2 protein-coding genes are annotated in these 18,388 nt (G+C 70.8%); both read left to right on the forward strand.

The window, feature by feature from the left end; translation table 11 throughout:
• Positions 1 to 439 precede the first annotated feature (439 nt).
• A complete protein-coding gene (locus OG734_RS42260) occupies positions 440 to 9,088 on the forward strand; it encodes an SDR family NAD(P)-dependent oxidoreductase (protein ID WP_330292663.1) in 8,649 nt (2,882 codons plus the stop codon).
• Between the two features lie 15 nt (positions 9,089 to 9,103).
• Positions 9,104 to 18,307 carry an amino acid adenylation domain-containing protein gene (locus OG734_RS42265; RefSeq protein ID WP_330292664.1) on the forward strand — a complete coding sequence of 3,068 codons (9,204 nt, stop codon included), beginning with the start codon at positions 9,104 to 9,106 and terminating at the stop codon, positions 18,305 to 18,307.
• Positions 18,308 to 18,388 lie beyond the last annotated feature (81 nt).

Below are 18,388 nucleotides of genomic sequence, written 5' to 3' on the forward strand. Positions count from 1 at the left end.
TTGTCGCTTCAGTGGAAGATGTCATTTCTCTCCACGGTCCCACAACCCCCCGCCTTCCGTCACCGGATATCGGTGTCGTCACAGGTTGACGCCGAGTATCGGCCCGCCGTAGGGTCAAATCGTTATCGGCGCAATATGTCGACCGGATTGCTCCCTATTTCCTGCGGAGCCTCATCAGGCATTCACGCCTTTCGTTGTCGACGCCGGACCGTGTGGCCGACCGGTGCGTCCCGCGAGTCGCCGACGATAAACCTTCCGCGTGTCCGGCAGAAATCCTTAAGGCTGTGTCGCCGTTATGGCAGCCGGTGTCTTCTGTGGGCTTGACAGTGAATCCGGGTGTCGTCACCCGAAACTATTCTCCGATTGATCCGGAATTTCCCGCGGTCGTGCTTCTGCTGGGCTTCGCCGCCGGTTCGATGCTGTTCTTGGATGGATACCGATGACCGAATCGCTCACATTCGCCGAGACTTTCACCGTCACCGCCGAGAACCCTCTGCTGAGGGGGCACGTGGTATATGGACGAAGTCTCCTCCCCGGTGTCGGCTATGTGGACCTGGTGCTACAGGTCCTGGCACGGCACGGCCATCCCATGCCGGACGTCGAACTGCGGAACCTCACCATCCTCGCGCCGCTCGTCGCCTCCCCCGGGGAGCAGGTCGTGGCCACCGTCGAGGGACGTCCCGCGCCGACGGGCGGGTGGCGGACGGAGGTCCGCAGCCGGCGTGCGCGGGACACCGAGGATGTCGTGCACGCGGTCGTGACCGCACACCGCCGTGCCCCGTCCCCGTTCCAGGAGCGTTTGCCGCTGCCGGTCACCGGGGCGGACCGGCTCACCCCGCTCGCCGACATCTACGCGTGGTGCAAGGAGCACGAACTGGTCCACTCGGGCCTGATGAAGGTCGGCGGTACGGTGCACCAGCGTCCCGGCGACTGGATCGCCGAGTTGGAGCTCGCCCCGGCACACCACGGCAGCGCGGACGCCTTCCTCTTCCACCCCGCGCTGTTCGAGTCGGGGCTGCTCGGCGGGGGAGTGGCCACCGGACTGCTGCACGAGGGGGACGACGGCCCCGGACTCTACCTGCCACTGGTGTTCGAATCGTTCCGGGCGACGGCCTCCCTGGGCAAGCGCTGCTTCGTCAGGGTCCCGGCCGATTCGGTGCGAAGGGACGACGAGCTCATCAAGCTGGCCGTGGAGTTCTACGACGAGAGCGGGGTGAAGGTCGCCGAGGTCGGTCGGTTCGTGGCCAAGCGGGTCAGGGCCGCGGTGGCGCTCGACGTCCGGGACGAGCCGGCCGGGGACGCGGTGCCCACCATCCCCGCGGAGCGTCCGGCAGCCGGTGCGGCCCCCGCCCCGGCCCCCGCCTCGGCCCCCGTCGGCCGGACCCTGGTGCTCCTCGTGCGGGACCTGGTCGCGGCGCGCCTGGAGCGGCCCTCCGAACGGGTCGATGTCCGCGCCGGCTTCTACGAGTTGGGGCTCGCCTCGGCCGACCTGCTGTCGCTGGTGACCGATCTGGAGGACCGGCTGTCCCTCCCGCTCTCCCCGACGATCATGTTCGAGCACAAGACCATCGCCGACCTCGCGGCCTGGCTGGAGACGTCTCTCGCGGAGCTGCCCGGCGAGACCGCGCCCGTCGCCGCAGCGCCACCTTCGCCGGTCCGCTCCGCACCGGAGGGGACCCTGTCCGCGGACCTGCCCGCCGTCGGCGCCGCGCTGCTCGACGAGGTCTCCGCGCTGCTGAGGGTGCCCGTCGGAGAGGTGGACCGGGACAGCGAACTCACGGAGTTCGGACTCGACTGGACCGCCCTGGCCCAGCTGACCGACCGGCTGAACGACCGCTACGGGCTCGCCCTCGCCTCCACCGTCTTCCTTGAACACCGGACCGTGCGGGCCATGGCGGAGTACCTCGTCGAGACCCACCGTGCACGCGTCGCACCCGGCCATGTCCCCTCCGCGGAGCCCCGCCAGGTGCAGGAGCGCCCTCATCCGATGCTGCACCGCTTCGCGCGGGACGGCGCGGACATCGTGTACAAGACGCACTTCGACGGCAGCGAGCCGTACCTGCGGGACCATCAGGTGCGCGGCGGCCGGGTACTGCCCGGAGTCGCACAGTTGGAGATGGCCCGCGCGGCGGTCGCCCGCGCCCTGGGCGAGGAACACACCGGCCACGTGCGGCTGTACGACATCGTGTGGCTACAGCCCGCCGTCTGCGGACCGGACGGGCTGGATCTGCGCGTGAGTGTGAGTACCGCGCCCGGGGGCGGCTGCGAGTACGCGATCCACAGCGTGGACGACAACGGTGAACGCGTGCTGTGCGGCCAGGGCCGGGGAAGCCTGCCGGAAGGCGGCGACCGGAGTCAGCCGTCCCTGGACGAGCTGCGGGCGGCTTGCGCGGAGGCGGTCTTCCCCGCCGCGCACATCTATGAGTCGTACGCCCGCGTGGGCATGGACTACGGCCCCGCGCAGCGCTCCCTGGTCGACGTGCGCGTGGGCAAGGACGACGCGGGACAGCCCCAGGTGCTGGCGGAGCTGCACCTGCCGACGGCGGCCGAGCCGCTGGACGGGTGCCGACTGCACCCCGGCATCGCCGACGGCGCGCTGCAGGCCACCATCGGCCTGTGGCTGACGGCGGCACGGTCCGGCGGCCGGCCTGCCGGGCCCGCCCTGCCGTTCGCACTGCGGCACATGGAGGCGCCCGGCGCCACCCCCGCCAGGGCATATGCCTGGATCCGGCACCAGCAGGGGAGCGGGCCCGAGTCCGCGGTGCCGCGTCTGGACGTGACGGTGTTCGACGAGCACGGCCGGGTGTGCGCGGACCTGATCGGCCTGAGCACCCGCGCCCTGCCGGACACGCAGAACGTGCCGAACAATCCCGGCATCCCAGAAGTCCCGCGGACCGAGCCGCTCACCGGGCGGGCCGAACGCCGCCCCGCCCCGAACCCGACGGCCCCCGGCCGGCCCGCGCGCACCCGCACCGACACCGACATCGCCATCGTCGGCGTCGCCGGCCGCTACCCGCAGGCAGCGGACCTGGACGAGTTCTGGGACAACATCCGCTCCGGCCGCGACTGCGTACGGGAGGTTCCGGCGGAGCGCTGGGACCATCGCGGACACACCCGCGCCGAAGCCTCCTCCGCGGGGGCGTCCCCGCGTACGTGGTGGGGCGGCTTCCTCGACGACATCGACCGGTTCGATCCGCTGTTCTTCCAGATCTCCCTGCTGGAGGCCGACTACCTCGATCCCCAGGAGCGGCTGTTCCTCGAGTGCGCCCACCATGTGCTCGAAGACGCCGGATACACCGGCGAACTGCTGTCCCGCGCGGGCCGGGTCGGTGTGTTCGCCGGAGTGATGTACCAGGAGTACCAGCTCTTCGGCGCGCAGGCACAGGAGCGCGGCCTGCCGGTCGCGCTGTCGGGCAGTGCCTCCACCATCGCCAACCGGGTGTCGTACTTCTACGACTTCCACGGGCCGAGCATGGCCGTGGACACCATGTGCTCCTCCTCGCTGACGGCCATACACCTGGCCTGCGAAGCCATCAACAGCGGCCAGTGCGAGGCGGCGCTCGCCGGCGGAGTGAATCTCAGCCCCCACCCGAACAAGTACCTGATGCTGAGCCAGCGCCGGTTCCTCTCCAGTGACGGGCGCTGCCGCAGCTTCGGGGAGGGCGGCGACGGCTATGTGCCCGGCGAGGGGGTGGGCGCGGTCCTCCTCAAACCGCTGGAGCGGGCCGTAGCCGACGGGGACCACATCCACGGTGTGATCAAGGGCACCGCGGTGAACCACGGCGGACGGAGCCCCGGCTACTCGGTGCCCGACCCGGTGGCCCAGGGAGAGGTCATCGCCGACGCGCTCGCGGCTGCGGGCGTCGACTCGCGCGCACTCAGCTATCTCGAAGCGCACGGCACCGGAACCGCCCTCGGCGACCCGATCGAAATCGCCGGTCTGGCCAAGGCCTTCGAGCGGGCGGACGGCCTGCCGCGCGACTGCGCGATCGGCTCGGTCAAGTCCAACATCGGCCACGGCGAGAGCGCGGCCGGCATCGCCGGAGTCACCAAGGTGCTCCTCCAGATGCGCCACGGCGAGCTGGTCCCGAGCCTGCACTCCGGCACGCTCAATCCGCACATCGACTTCGACCGCATCCCACTGCGGGTGCAGCAGCGCCTGGAGCCGTGGCGGCGGCCCACACTGGAGACCGGTGGGCAACCGCGGACATCCCCCCGGATCGCCGGAGTGTCCAACTTCGGCGCGGGCGGCTCCAACGCCCATGTCGTCATCGCCGAGTACGAGCCGCAGGCACCCCACCCCGCGCCCGCCCCCTCCGAAGGCCGGCCGGCGCTGCTGGTGCTCTCCGCCAGGAGCGAGGTCCAGCTCGTGGAGCAGGCCCGGCGGCTGCACGCCCGTCTGGCCGAGCTGACCGACGACGACCTTCCCGGCGTCGCCTGGACGCTGCAGACCGGACGCATGGCCCTGCAGGAGCGGTTCGCCCTCGCCGCGACCTCGCTCCAGGCCGCCAGATCGCGGCTGGAAGCGTTCGTCTCCGATCCGTCACGGCCCGGAGCGTGGACACGGAACACCGTCCGCCCGGAGCGGGAGACGCCGGCCGCCCACCCGGACGACGGGGAACTGAGGGCCGCCCTGCGTGACTGGACCGACGCGGGCGCGTACGGGAACCTGTTGGGCCTGTGGGCCGAGGGAGCCCCGGTGGAGTGGGAGAAGGCGCACCCCTCGGTCCCGCCCGCGAGGCGTGTCAGCCTGCCCGGATACCCCTTCGCCCGTGACCGCTGCTGGCTGGACTTGGACCCGGCCCAGGACACCGGCGCACCGGACACCCTGCCCGCCCCACGTGCGGCGGACCGGGCTGAGCCGGAAGCCTCCCGGCCAGGCGAGCCGATGGCAGAGCCCGGTGAGATGGTGCTGCTGCGCCCCGTCTGGACGGCGCGGGACGCCGGACCCGCGCCGGCCCCCACGGGGGAGACATTCGCCGAGCACCACGTCGTGGTCGTCGGCCGGTTTACCGCAGGGGAGCGCGACGCTCTCCGGGCCGCGCTGCCCGCCGACGCGGTCTGCCGGTTCGTGGAGCTTCCGGACGGCCCGCTGGACCTCCAGTACACCGAGGTGACACGACAGGTGTTCACCCTGACGCGGGCGATCCTCGAAGGCGGCGTACGACGACCGGTACTGCTCCAGGTCGTGCTGGCCGGCGCTGCGGACACGGACACGGACACGGACGTGGACGCGGATACCCGGCGGGAGCGCCTCGCCTGCTTCGGCGGGCTGGCCGGTCTGCTGAAGACGGCCCACGCGGAGAATCCTCTCCTCCACACGCAGTACGTGGAATGCCTCGACGGGGCGTCGCCGGCCACCGTCGCCGCCCGTCTGGTGTCCGAGGCAGCGCACGGTCCTGAACCGGAGGTACGCCACCGCGACGGTCGACGGTACGTCGAACGGCTGGAGGAAATCCCCTCCGCCCGGGCCGCGGCCGCACCGTGGAGGGAGGGCGGGGTCTACCTCATCACCGGAGGCGCCGGGGGTCTCGGCATGATCGTGGCGAGGGAGATCGCCGCCTCGGTCGGCCACGCCACCGTCGTGCTCACCGGACGGTCGCCGCTGACCGAGGCGCGGCGGAGTTCCCTGGAGGACCTGCGCGCCGTCGGGCTGACCGTGGACTACCAGCGTGCCGATGTGGCCGACCGGGCCGCGGTCGCCCGCCTGCTGGCCCATGTGGCGGACAACCACGGGACGCTGACGGGCATCCTGCACAGCGCCGGAATCGTCAACGACGGTTTCGTCATCCGCAAGACCGTCGAGGAACTGGAGGGCGTCCTCGCGCCGAAGGTCGCCGGGCTCGTCAACCTCGACGAGCTGACCGGGGACCAGCCGCTGGAGACGTTCCTGTGCTTCTCGTCCACCAGCGGGGCCTTCGGCAACCCGGGGCAGGCCGACTACGCCGCCGCCAACGCGTTCATGGACGCGTACGCGGCCTATCGCAACCGGCTTGTCGACACGGGGCTGCGCAGCGGCAGGACCGTGTCCGTCAACTGGCCGCTCTGGGACGAGGGTTCCATGGGAGCCGACGGCGCAGTCAGGGAGCACCTGCGGAGCCTGGGGCTCGCACCCCTGGACACTGTCCGCGGGCTGAGGGCACTGCGTTGCGCCCGGGCGGTGGAGGAGAACGGCCTTGAGGACGGCAGGCTGCTCGTTCTCGTGGGCCGACGCAGCACTCTGCTGTCCCGGCTCACCGACCCCGACGGCGGGGCGCGGACGGAACAGGGCGAGCCCGGCACCCAGGTTCACCGCGAGCCGCTCGGCCGAGCCGCCACCGAACCGCCCCCCGGACGGGCTTCCGCACCCGGCCAGGCCGAACCCTCGGGGGACACGGCCCGGGCCCTGGAGGACAGGGCGATGGACCACCTGCGGAGGCTGCTGGCCAGGACGCTGAAACTCGCCCCCGAGCGTCTGGACACGAGTACGCCCCTGGAGCGGTACGGGATGGACTCCGTCATCGCGGTGACCGTGGTCTCCCGCTTGGAGGAGTCATTCGGCCCACTGTCCCGCACCCTCCTGTTCGAGGCGCCGACCGTCCGTGAGCTGGCCCGCTACTTCGTGGCCGACCACACGCCGGCCCTGCGGGCCCTGCTCGGCGAACCCACCGAACCGGCACCGTCCCGGCCCGTCGCGGAGACGCCCGCCGTCCCGCCCGCACCCGAGGCCCCCGCTCCCGCGCCGCACCGCGAGGACTCCGGGAAGCGGACCGAGGAGACCACACGTGGCGGCGTCCGCGACGACGGCGCGGGCTCGGGTCCGGGCGCGCACCGGTACGGCCGCGACCAGGACATCGCGATCGTCGGCATCAGCGGACGGTACCCGCAGGCGGAGGGCCTCGGCGCATTCTGGAGCAACCTCCGGGACGGCAAGGACTGCGTCACGGAGATCCCGGCCGACCGCTGGAAGCGCCTGTACGGCGCCGACCCGGACACGGCCGGCACGGGTCGCGGCCCGTGGGGGGCGTTCCTCGACGGGATCGACCGGTTCGACCCGCTGCACTTCGGCATCGCACCCCGTGAGGCCGCGGCGATGGACCCGCAACAGCGACTCTTCCTGGAGACCGCGTGGCACCTGCTGGAGCAGAGCGGCGTGACCCAGGAGGTCATCGAGCGCCGCTACCGGCGACGCGTGGGCGTGTACGTCGGTGCGGCCTACCAGATGTACCGGGCGGACGCCTCGGACCCCGCCCTCTCGGCGCTCACCTCGGCGGCCTCGTACAACCTGATCGCCAACAGCGTCTCGCACTTCTTCGGTCTGGAAGGACCCAGTCTGGCCGTGGACAGCATGTGCACGTCGTCGAGCATGGCCGTGCACCTCGCCTGCGCGGATCTGCAGCGCGGGGAGAGTGAACTGGCGATCGCCGGAGGCGTGAACCTGACGGTCCATCCGGAGAAGTTCCTGGCACTGTCCGAGATGCAGCTGCTCGGCAGCCACCCGGGCAGCCGCAGTTTCCGCGACGGGGACGGCTATCTGCCCGCCGAGGCCGTCGGTGCCCTCCTGCTCAAGCCGCTGGACGCGGCGATCCGCGACGGTGACACCATCCACGCCGTCATCAAGGGCACCGCTTCCTCGCACGGCGGCCGCTCCAACGGCTTCATGACGCCGAGTCACCGGACCCAGGTCGAGGTCATGCGGCGGGCCCTGGAGCGAGCGGGCGCCGAGCCGGACTCCATCGGATACGTCGAGGCCTCGGCCAGCGGGGCGGCGCTTGCCGACGAGGTCGAGATCAGCGCCCTGAAGGAGGTGTTCCGGGGCGTGCCCCAGCCCGTGACGGTCGGCACCGTCAAGTCGAACCTCGGTCACCCCGAGGCGGCCTCGGGCATCGCCCAGATCACCAAGGTGGTCCTGCAGTTGAGGCACGGGGAACTGACGCCCCTGGCCGAGGCCGGGTCCCCCAACCCCAACCTGCACGTCGACGGCACATCGGTGTGCCTCGGCGACCGGCTGACGCGCTGGGAGCCTCGTGGGGCGACCGGTGAGGAGGGCCGGCCGGTGCCCCGCCGCGCGCTCATCAACTCGGTGGCCGCCGGCGGCAGCCACGTCGGCCTGGTCATCGAGGAACCGCCCCCGACCCGGACCGACACCACGGATCCCGAGGACAAGGGACCCCAGCTGGTGGTGCTATCCGGCCGCACACCCGAGCGGCTGCGGACGGCCGTGCGGCGGCTGCACGACTTCCTGGAGACCGACGGCCCGACGAACCTCGCCGACCTCGCATACACCACACAAGTGGGCCGCGAGCCGCAGTCCGAACGGCTCGCGGTGGTGGCAGGCACCCCGGAAGAACTGTGTCGAGCCCTCGCCCACCACCTGGCGAACGGCTCCGGGGCCGCGGACCCGGTCGGAGGCGACACCGCCACCGCTGTGCCGGTGGTCGTCCTCGGCAATGCGGAGGACGACCCCGCACCGCTGGTCGCGTCGCTCGGCGGCACCCGCGGCAAGGCCTTCCTCGACGGCCTGGTCGAGGACGGTGACCTGGAACAGATCGGCAGGCTGTGGGTGTGCGGAGCCAAGGTGCCGTGGAGCGGACTCCACCGTGGCCCCCGACGCCTGGCGGCCCTCCCGTCGACCGCCTTCGAACCGGGGAGCTACTGGATCGGCGGCGCGGCCGGGACACCGGTCACGGCGGGAACTTCGACACCCGCAGCCGGCGAGACCACGAGCACTGCCCGGCAGGACTCCATCAACCCCCCGCAGGATCCGACGCTCACCGGCACCGAGCGGATCCTGGCCTCCGTATGGGCGGAACTGCTGGGTGTCGAACCCGGACTGCTGGGCGCGAGAAGCCACTTCTTCTCGCTCGGTGGCACCTCGATCCTGGCGAACCGCCTGATCAACCTGCTCAAGCAGCAGGTCGGCGTGGAACTGCCCGTACAGGCCGTCTTCGACGCGCCGCGACTTGCCGACATGGCCACCGAACTGGAGCGCCAGGACGCCTGTGGCGCGGACGCCGCCCGGAGCCATGCAGACCTGATCTCCCAGAGCATCGGCCTCATCGAGCACATGAGCGATGAAGAGCTGGACGCCCTGGTGGCCGAGAACTAGGCAGAGGAGCCGACGATGAGCACCACCCATCAGGACGGCGGTCTTGAGCTGATCCGGAAGATCCGCTCCCTGCCGGCCAAACAGCAGCGCGCCCTGGTCGCGTTGCTCAGGAAGCAGGGCGTCGACCTCTCAGCGCTCGACACCATCCCGGCCGTGCCCCGGTCCTCGGACGAGCCGGTCCCGTTGTCCTTCACGCAGCAGCGCCTCTGGTTCCTGGCGCAGTTGGACGGGCCCAGCGCGGCGTACAACATCCCCATGGCGATGCGGTTCAGCGGCCGCCTCGACCGTCCCGCGTTGCTGCGCGCGCTGGAAGAGGTGGTGCGACGCCACGAGGTGCTGCGCACCCGCTTCGTGGCCCGCGACGGCGTTCCGTACCAACAGGTCGGCGACGGCCGGGACTGCGGGGTGCGCGAGGAGCAACTCGCCGACCCCGCGGAACTCCCCCTGATCTGTGCCCGGGAGGCGGCTGCCCCCTTCGACCTGGAACGCGACCAGCTGATCCGCATGCGGCTGCTGCGCGAGGCCGAACACGAGCACGTCCTGCTGGTGACGATGCACCACAGCGTGTCCGACGGCTGGTCGGTCGGCGTCTTCGTCCGTGAAGTGGCCGCCCTCTACGAGGCGTTCCGCGAGGGACAGCCCTCCCCGCTCGCACCCCTGCCCGTCCAGTACGCGGACTACGCGCACTGGCAGCGCCAATGGCTCGGTGACGAGGCGCGAGCGCGCCAGGTGGAGTACTGGAGCAGGCAACTCGCCGGGATCGACCCGAAACTCACGCTCCCCCCGGACCGGGAGCGCCCGCCGGTCAAGACGTACCACGGCGCGCGCGAGCGCTTCCGCTGCTCGACCGGACAGCTGGCCCGGCTGCGGGAGCTCGGCGCGCGGTACGACGTCACCCTCTACATGACGCTGCTGGCGGCCTACCAGGTCGTGCTGCACCGCTGCACGAGCCAGACCGACATCGCCGTCGGCACGGTCGTGGCGAACCGCAACCGGCTGGAGGTGGAGCAGCTCATCGGCTTCTTCGCCAACACCCTCGTGATGCGTACCGACCTGTCGGGCGACCCGGCCTTCCACGACCTGCTGGCGCGGGTGAAGAAGACCGCGCTGGAGGCGTACGACCATCAGGACGTGCCGTTCGAGGCCGTGGCGGACGCCCTGCAGACGGAGCGCAGTCTGGGCCACTCGCCCGTCTTCCAGACGATGTTCGTGCTCCAGGAGGCCCGCACCGAGCGCGAGTACAAGGCGGGCGGCCTCCTGGTGACCCCGGTCGATTCCGACCTCGACCTCACCAAGTTCGACCTCACCCTGGAGCTCCAGGAGACACCGGACGGCGTCACCGGAACCGTCGAATACAACACCGACCTGTTCGACCGCGAAACGATCCGGCGCTTCGTCCGTCACTACACCACCCTCCTGGACGCCGTCGTGGCCGATCCGTCGGAGCGGATCTCCCAACTGCCACTGCTCGACGAGACCGAGCGCCGGCAGGTGCTGGTGGAGTGGAACGAGCGGCCGGTGGGTCTGCGTTCGCCGGTGCGGTGTCTGCATTCGTGGTTCGAGGAGGTGGTGGCGGGGGCGCCGGATGCGGTGGCGGTGTCGTACGAGGGCACCGAGCTGTCTTATGGGGAGTTGAATGCGCGGGCGAATCGGCTGGCTCGTCATTTGCGTGAGCTGGGCGTGGGCCCTGAGGTGCTGGTGGCGCTGTGCCTGCCCCGCAGTGAGCACATCGTCGTGAGTCTGCTCGCGGTGCTGAAGGCGGGCGGCGCGTACGTGCCGTTGGATCCGGCGGTCCCTGCTGAGCGGCTCGCGCATGTGCTGGGGGACAGTGCGCCGAAGGTGCTGCTGGTGGACGGGCCGGTTCCGGAGGGCTTGGACACGTCGGGCGTTCCGGTGGTGGATGTGCGGGCCGATGCGGCACGGTGGGCGGGTCGGTCGGCCGGGGATCTGGACCTGGTGGAGGTGGGGTCGTCGGCGGCGGATCTGGCGTATGTCATCTATACGTCGGGTTCGACGGGTGTGCCGAAGGGGGTGATGGTCGAGCACCGTCATGTTGCGCGTTTGTTCACGGCGACGGATGGGTGGTTCGGTTTCGGCCGTGATGATGTGTGGACGTTGTTCCACTCCTTTGCTTTCGATTTCTCGGTGTGGGAGATCTGGGGTGCGTTGTTGCATGGTGGCCGCTTGGTTGTGGTGCCGCAGGCGGTGACGCGGGATCCGGAGGCGTTCTACGGGCTGCTGCGGACGGCGGGGGTGACGGTTCTCAATCAGACGCCCAGTGCGTTTCGGCAGTTGATCGCGGCGCAGGGTGAGGACGGTGCGCCGCACAGTGTCCGGGCGGTGGTGTTCGGTGGGGAGGCGTTGGATGTCGCGGCGTTGGGGCCGTGGCTGGGGCGTGGGGTCAATCGTGGGACGCGGCTGGTCAACATGTACGGGATCACCGAGACCACGGTTCATGTGACCTACCGGGAGCTGACGGGGGCCGACACCGACACCTCCGCCAGTCCCATCGGGCACCGCATCCCCGACCTGCGCACCTACGTCCTCGACGAGCACGGCGGTCCGGTGCCCATCGGTGCCGTCGGTGAACTCCACGTCGGTGGCGAGGGCGTGGCCCGCGGATACCTCAACCGCCCCGAACTGACCTCCGAGCGCTTCCTGCGCGACCCGTTCCGCACCGAGCCGGACGCCCGGATGTACAGGAGCGGGGACCTGGTCCGCCTGCTCCCGGACGGTTCCATGGAGTATCTGGGCCGCAACGACGACCAGGTCAAGATCCGTGGCTTCCGCATCGAACTCGGCGAGATCGAGGCCGCTCTCGGCAGCCACCCCGGTGTACGGGCGTGCGCGGTCCTGGCGCGCGAGGACCAGCCGGGCAGCAGGCAGCTCGTGGCGTACGTGGTCCTGGCGGAGCGCGAGCCGGGCGCAGACCATCGCACCGAACTCACCCGGCACGCGGAGCGCACGCTCCCCGACTACATGGTGCCCAGCGCCTATGTCGCGCTGGACACCCTGCCCCTCACAGCCAACGGCAAGCTCGATCGCAGGGCCCTGCCGTTGCCTGGTATCGAGTCGTTCGTCCAGCGTGCCTACGCCGCCCCGACCACCGCCACCGAACGCGCCCTGACGTCCCTGTGCGCCGAGTTGCTGGGCTTCGACGAGGAGCGCGTCAGTGTCGAGGACAACTTCTTCGCGCTGGGCGGTCACTCCCTGCTCATCACCGTGCTGGTGGCCCGGCTGCAGGCACTGGGCCTGCACGCCACCGTGCGTGCCGTGTTCAGCGCCCCCACCCTCGCGGCCCTGGCGGCGGACATCGACGCGGACCGCACCGGCCCCGGCCACAGCGTGCCGCCGAACGCGATCCCACCGGGCTGCGAGCGCATCACACCGTCGATGCTTCCCCTGGTCGCCCTGAGCCAGGAGCAGATCGACGCGATCGTGGCCACGGTGCCCGGCGGCGCACCCGCCGTCCAGGACATCTACCCGCTGGCCTCCGCGCAGGAGGGCATCCTCTTCCACCACCTGCTTGACCCGGACAACGACCCGTACCTGGTCTCCATCCTCCTCGTCGCCACCGACGAGGCCGCCTGCGCCGCGTTCGTGCAGGCGGTGCAGGCGCTGATCGACCGGCACGACGTCCTGCGCACGGCGGTCCTCACCGCCGGGCTGCCCGAGCCCGTCCAGGTCGTGCACCGCACGGCCCGCCTGTCTGTGGAGCGGATACGTCTCACACGGGGCCAGGACGCCGAGAGGCAGGCGCGGACCCTGCTGAGCCGGCTCGACCGCATGGTGGTGGACCAGGCACCCATGCTGCGGCTCGTCGTCGCCGAGGACCCCGAGTCCGGCCGCCGCTACCTCCTTTTGACCGCCCACCACCTCATCGAGGACGCCACCTCGCTCCGCCTCGCCCTTGAAGAGCTCGCCACCCACATGGCGGACCAGGCAAACGTGCTCGCGCCGCCGCCGCCGTACCGCGACTTCGTCGGCCACACCCTGCACCAGCTGACGTCGGACGATGCCGAAGCCCACTTCCGGGCCGCCCTCGGGGATGTCAACGAGCCGACCACGCCGTTCGGGCTGGCCAACGTGCTCGGCGACGCCCACCACTACCCGCAGCTGCGCCGCTCCCTGCCCGAGGCCCTCACCGGCGACCTGCGGAAACAGGCGCAGCGGCTGCGTATCAGCCCGGCCTGTCTCTTCCACGCGGCCTGGGCCTGCGTCGTGGCCGCCGCGACCGGACAGGACGATGTCGTGTTCGGCACGGTGATGTCGGGCCGCCTGCAAGGCGTGCCCGGAGTGGAACGGATGCTCGGCAACTTCATCAACACCCTGCCGCTGCGCGTACGGCTGGCCGGCCGGACCGTGCGGGACCTGATCGCCGATGTCGACTCCGGGCTGCGGGAGCTGATCGCCCGCGAACAGAGTCCGCTCAGCCTGGCCCAGGGCTGCAGCGGCCTGGACGCCGACGTCCCGCTGTTCAGCTCGGTGATCAACTTCCGGCACTTCGAGCTGGGCGACGATCAGGCGACGCGCCTGGAGGAACAGGGAGTCCGCTGGCTGGGGGAGGCGGACGCGATCAACTATCCCCTCACGGTGTCGCTCGACGACTTCGGAGGCGAGCTCTCGCTCCATGTCCGGGTCGAGGACGTGGTGGCCTGCGAAGCCGTCGCCGACTACGTCGAGACCGCGCTGGCCGGGATCGTCCGCGCGCTTGCCACGGACGACGGCGCCGAGACCGAGGCCCTCGGCGTGGACGTCCTGCCGACGTCCGAACAACGGCGCTTGCTGGTGGAGTGGAACGAGCGGCCGGTGGGTCTGCGTTCGCCGGTGCGGTGTCTGCATTCGTGGTTCGAGGAGGTGGTGGCGGGGGCGCCGGATGCGGTGGCGGTGTCGTACGAGGGCACCGAGCTGTCTTATGGGGAGTTGAATGCGCGGGCGAATCGGCTGGCTCGTCATTTGCGTGAGCTGGGGGTGGGGCCGGAGGTGCTGGTGGCGCTGTGTCTGCCCCGCAGTGAGCACATCCTGATCAGCGTGCTCGCCGTGTTGAAGGCGGGTGGCGGATATGTGCCGTTGGATCCGGCGGTGCCGGTGGAGCGGCTGAGGTTCGTGCTGGGGGACAGTGCGCCGGCGGTGTTGTTGGTGGACGGGCCGGTTCCGGAGGGCTTGGACACGTCGGGCATTCCGGTGGTGGATGTGCGGGCCGATGCGGCACGGTGGGCCGGTCGGTCGGCCGGGGATCTGGACCTGGTGGAGGTGGGGTCGTCGGCGGCGGATCTGGCGTATGTCATCTATACGTCGGGTTCGACGGGTGTGCCGAAGGGGGTGATGGTCGAGCACCGTCATGTTGCGCGTTTGTTCACGGCGACGGATGGGTGGTTCGGTTTCGGCCGTGATGATGTGTGGACGTTGTTCCACTCCTTTGCCTTCGATTTCTCGGTGTGGGAGATCTGGGGTGCGTTGTTGCATGGTGGCCGCTTGGTTGTGGTGCCGCAGGCGGTGACGCGGGATCCGGAGGCGTTCTACGGGCTGCTGCGGACGGCGGGGGTGACGGTTCTCAATCAGACGCCCAGTGCGTTTCGGCAGTTGATCGCGGCGCAGGGTGAGGATGGTGCGCCGCACAGTGTCCGGGCGGTGGTGTTCGGTGGGGAGGCGTTGGATGTCGCGGCGTTGGGGCCGTGGCTGGGGCGTGGGGTCAATCGTGGGACGCGGCTGGTCAACATGTACGGGATCACCGAGACCACGGTTCATGTGACCTACCGGGAGCTGACGGGGGCCGACACCGACACCTCCGCCAGTCCCATCGGGCACCGCATCCCCGACCTGCGCACCTACGTCCTCGACGACCGGGGCCGGCCGGTGCCCATCGGCGTGGTGGGGGAGCTGTATGTCGGTGGGGAGGGTGTGGCCCGGGGTTATCTGAACCGTCCCGAACTGACTGCCGAGCGCTTCCTGACGGACCCCTTCGCCGATGAGCCGGACGCCCGGATGTACAGGAGTGGGGACCTGGTCCGTCTGCTCCCGGACGGTTCCATGGAGTATCTGGGCCGCAACGACGACCAGGTCAAGATCCGTGGCTTCCGCATCGAACTCGGCGAGATCGAGGCGACCCTGACCCGGCACGAGGCCGTGGCCCACTCCGTGGTCGTCCCGAAGGCGTCCGGCGACTCTCCCGCCCTGGTCGCCTACGTCAGCCCTACGCAGCGGTGGCTGGACGCCGCAGCGCAGGAGGAGAACGCCGCGCTCCTCGAACAGTGGGCGCGGGTCTTCGAGGACCAGTACGCCGACGCGGAGAAGGACCACCCCGCCGACCGCGACGACGACCTGAACCTGGCGGGCTGGGACAGCAGTTACACCGGCGAGCCCATCCCCGAGTCCGACATGAAGGAGTGGGTCGACGGCACTGTACGGCGTATCGCGGAACTGCGGCCGAAGCGCCTGCTGGAGGTGGGCTGCGGCACCGGGCTGCTGCTCTTCCGCTACGCGGCGGCCTGCGAATCGGTGCACGCCCTCGACCTGTCGGCCTCGGCGCTGGACGGCGTCCGGCGGGGCGCGGAACGCCGTGGCTGGACGCACGTCACCCTCGGCCAGGGCGACGCCCTGGCCGTGGCGGAACTCTCCGGCCTCACGTTCGACACCGTCGTGATCAACTCGGTGGTGCAGTACTTCCCGAACCGGCTCTACCTGGAGCAGGCCATCGAGGAACTGCTGCCACTCGTCGAGGAGGGTGGCCGCATCCTCATCGGCGACGTCAGGAATCTGGACCTGCTGCCGGCCCATGTCTGCGCGGTCGAACGCAGCCGTGCGCGGGGCCGTACCACGGCCGGGGCACTGGCCGAGCGGGTGCGGCGCAACCGCCGGCAGGAGACCGAACTCCTCCTGAGCCCCACCTACTTCACCCGGCTGAGCGCGCGTTTCCCCGAACTGGGCGCCGTCGACCTCATGGTCAAGCGCGGCCTGGGCGACAACGAGATGGTCGCCCACCGCTACGACGTCGTCCTGACGAAGGGGGCGGCCGTTCCGGCCGAGGAGCCCATGGAGTGGCGTGAGGCCGCCGACCCGGCGGAACTGCGTGCGCTGCTGGACGGGGGTGTCCCCGACCGGTTCGGCGTCAGCGGACTGACCAATCCCCGCGTCGCGGACGACGTGCGGGTCTGCGAGGCACTCACCCACTGGTCACCCACCCGCGAGGTCGAGCCCCTGCCGCACGGCACCCGGCTCTCCGCGCGGGCCGCCGACGACGTACGGGAACTCGAAGCCGTACTGCACCACGCGGAAGAACTCGGCTACCGGGCCGCCGCCACCTGGTCCCAGGACCGGCCCGACGGGCTGGACCTGGTGTTCGGCCGAGGAGAGCTGCCCCGCGTCCAGGCGCGCGCCCCGTACCGGGCCGCGCATCTCGCGAACTACCCGCGGATCGGGGACCTGGGCCCTTCGATGGCCCGGACGCTCAAGGAACACCTGTCCGCGACGCTGCCCGGATACATGGTCCCGGGTGGATTCGTCCTCCTCGAAGAACTTCCCCTCACCCCCAACGGCAAGGTCGACAAGCGGGCCCTGCCCGCACCGGACGAGGACGACGTGGCCAAGGAGGCCTACGTCGCACCACGCACCGAGGCGGAGCGCACGCTCTGCCGCCTCGTCGGGGAGGTGCTCGGCCTCAGCCGTGTCGGCATCCAGGACGGCTTCATCGGCCTGGGCGGACACTCCCTGCTGGCCGTCCGCCTGGCCATGCGGGTCAAACAGGAGACGGACGTCTCCCTGCCGCTCCAACTGATCCTGACCGGTGCCACTGTGGCGGAACTGGCCCTGACCATGGAGCGGGAGGCAACCGCCCGGGAGCCCGAGCCGCTGCTGCCGGTCTCCGCCGTCGCCACGGTCCCGGCGGCGCCTGCGGCCCGGCAGCAGAGCGACCTGTGGTTCCTCGACCGGCGCGCACACCTGGGCACGGCACACGACAACGCCCAGATCGCCTTCCGTATCGGGGGCCATCTCGACCGCGACGCCTGCACCCGCGCCGTCCGGGCCCTCGTCGAACGTCACGCGGTGCTGCGCACCAGTTATGCAGTGCACGACGACGGCACCGTCACCCAACGCGTGAACGACGGCACCGACTTCGAGGCGCACGTCATGGACGCCGACGAGGCCGGAGAGGAGGCTGTCGCCGAGTGGCTAAGGGCCGAACGCGTACGCCCCTTCGCTCCGGGCGACCGTCATCTGCTCCGGGTCCACCTGGTGTCCCTGTCGGAGGGCGAGCACATCCTCGTCATCACCCGGCCCTGGGGCGTCTTCGACGGATGGTCGGTACGCATCCTGCTGACGGACCTGTTCGCCCTGTACCGCGAACTGGCCCAGGGCCGGGAGCCCGGCCTGCCGCCCCTGCCGCTCCAGTACGCGGACTTCGCCCGCTGGCAGAGCCGCGCGCTCGACGCCGCGGAACTCGACCGTCAGCGGGAGTACTGGCGACGGCGACTGACCGGCCTGCCCGCCTGTCTGTCGCTGCGCACCGACCACGCGCGGTGCCCGGTCAAGACCTACCTGGGGTCCACAGCGGAGTTCGGGATCCCGCTCGAACTGCTCACCGAGATCAGGCAGTTGAGCCAGGACCGCGGGGTCACGCTGTACATGACGCTGCTGTCCGCGTTCGCCGTACTGCTGGGCGGCCACTCGGCGGACCATGAGTTGGCGATCGGCACACCGGTCACGAACCGGCCCAGGGCCGAGCTGGAACAGGTCGTCGGCTACTTCGTCAACCTGCTGGTGATGCGTCTCGACGTGAACCCGGACCACGCCTTCACCGAGGTGCTGGCCCAGACCAGGCAGGTCACGGCCGAGGCCCATGAGCACAAGGACCTGCCCTTCGCCGAACTCGTCCGCGCCCTCGTGCCCGAACCCGACCCCGCGTACTCCCCGCTGTTCCAGGCGATGTTCAACCTGCTCCCGGCACCCGAGCCCGAGGCGGGGAGCGACGCGGGGCCCGCGGACCTCACCGTGGTCCCCATGCCCTCACACCCCGGGACCGCGCGGTACGACCTCAGCCTGACGGCTCAGGAAACGGCGTCCGGGCTGCGCTGCTCCCTCGAGTACAGCACCGACCTGTTCACCCGGAGGACCGCCGAACGCATGGCCCGGTCCTACGAGCGACTGCTCCAGGAGATCGTCGCGGCCCCGGAGACCGGCCTCGTCCGGCTGCGGGCCCGGGCGGACCGGACTAAGACCTGATCCGGTCCCTGGCCCGGCGCCCCAGCGGCGGTACGTATCCGGCCCGTGCAGAGGCCGGCCCGATGAGCTGTGAGAGAGAGC

This window comes from Streptomyces sp. NBC_00576 (assembly GCF_036345175.1).
Classification (GTDB): domain Bacteria; phylum Actinomycetota; class Actinomycetes; order Streptomycetales; family Streptomycetaceae; genus Streptomyces.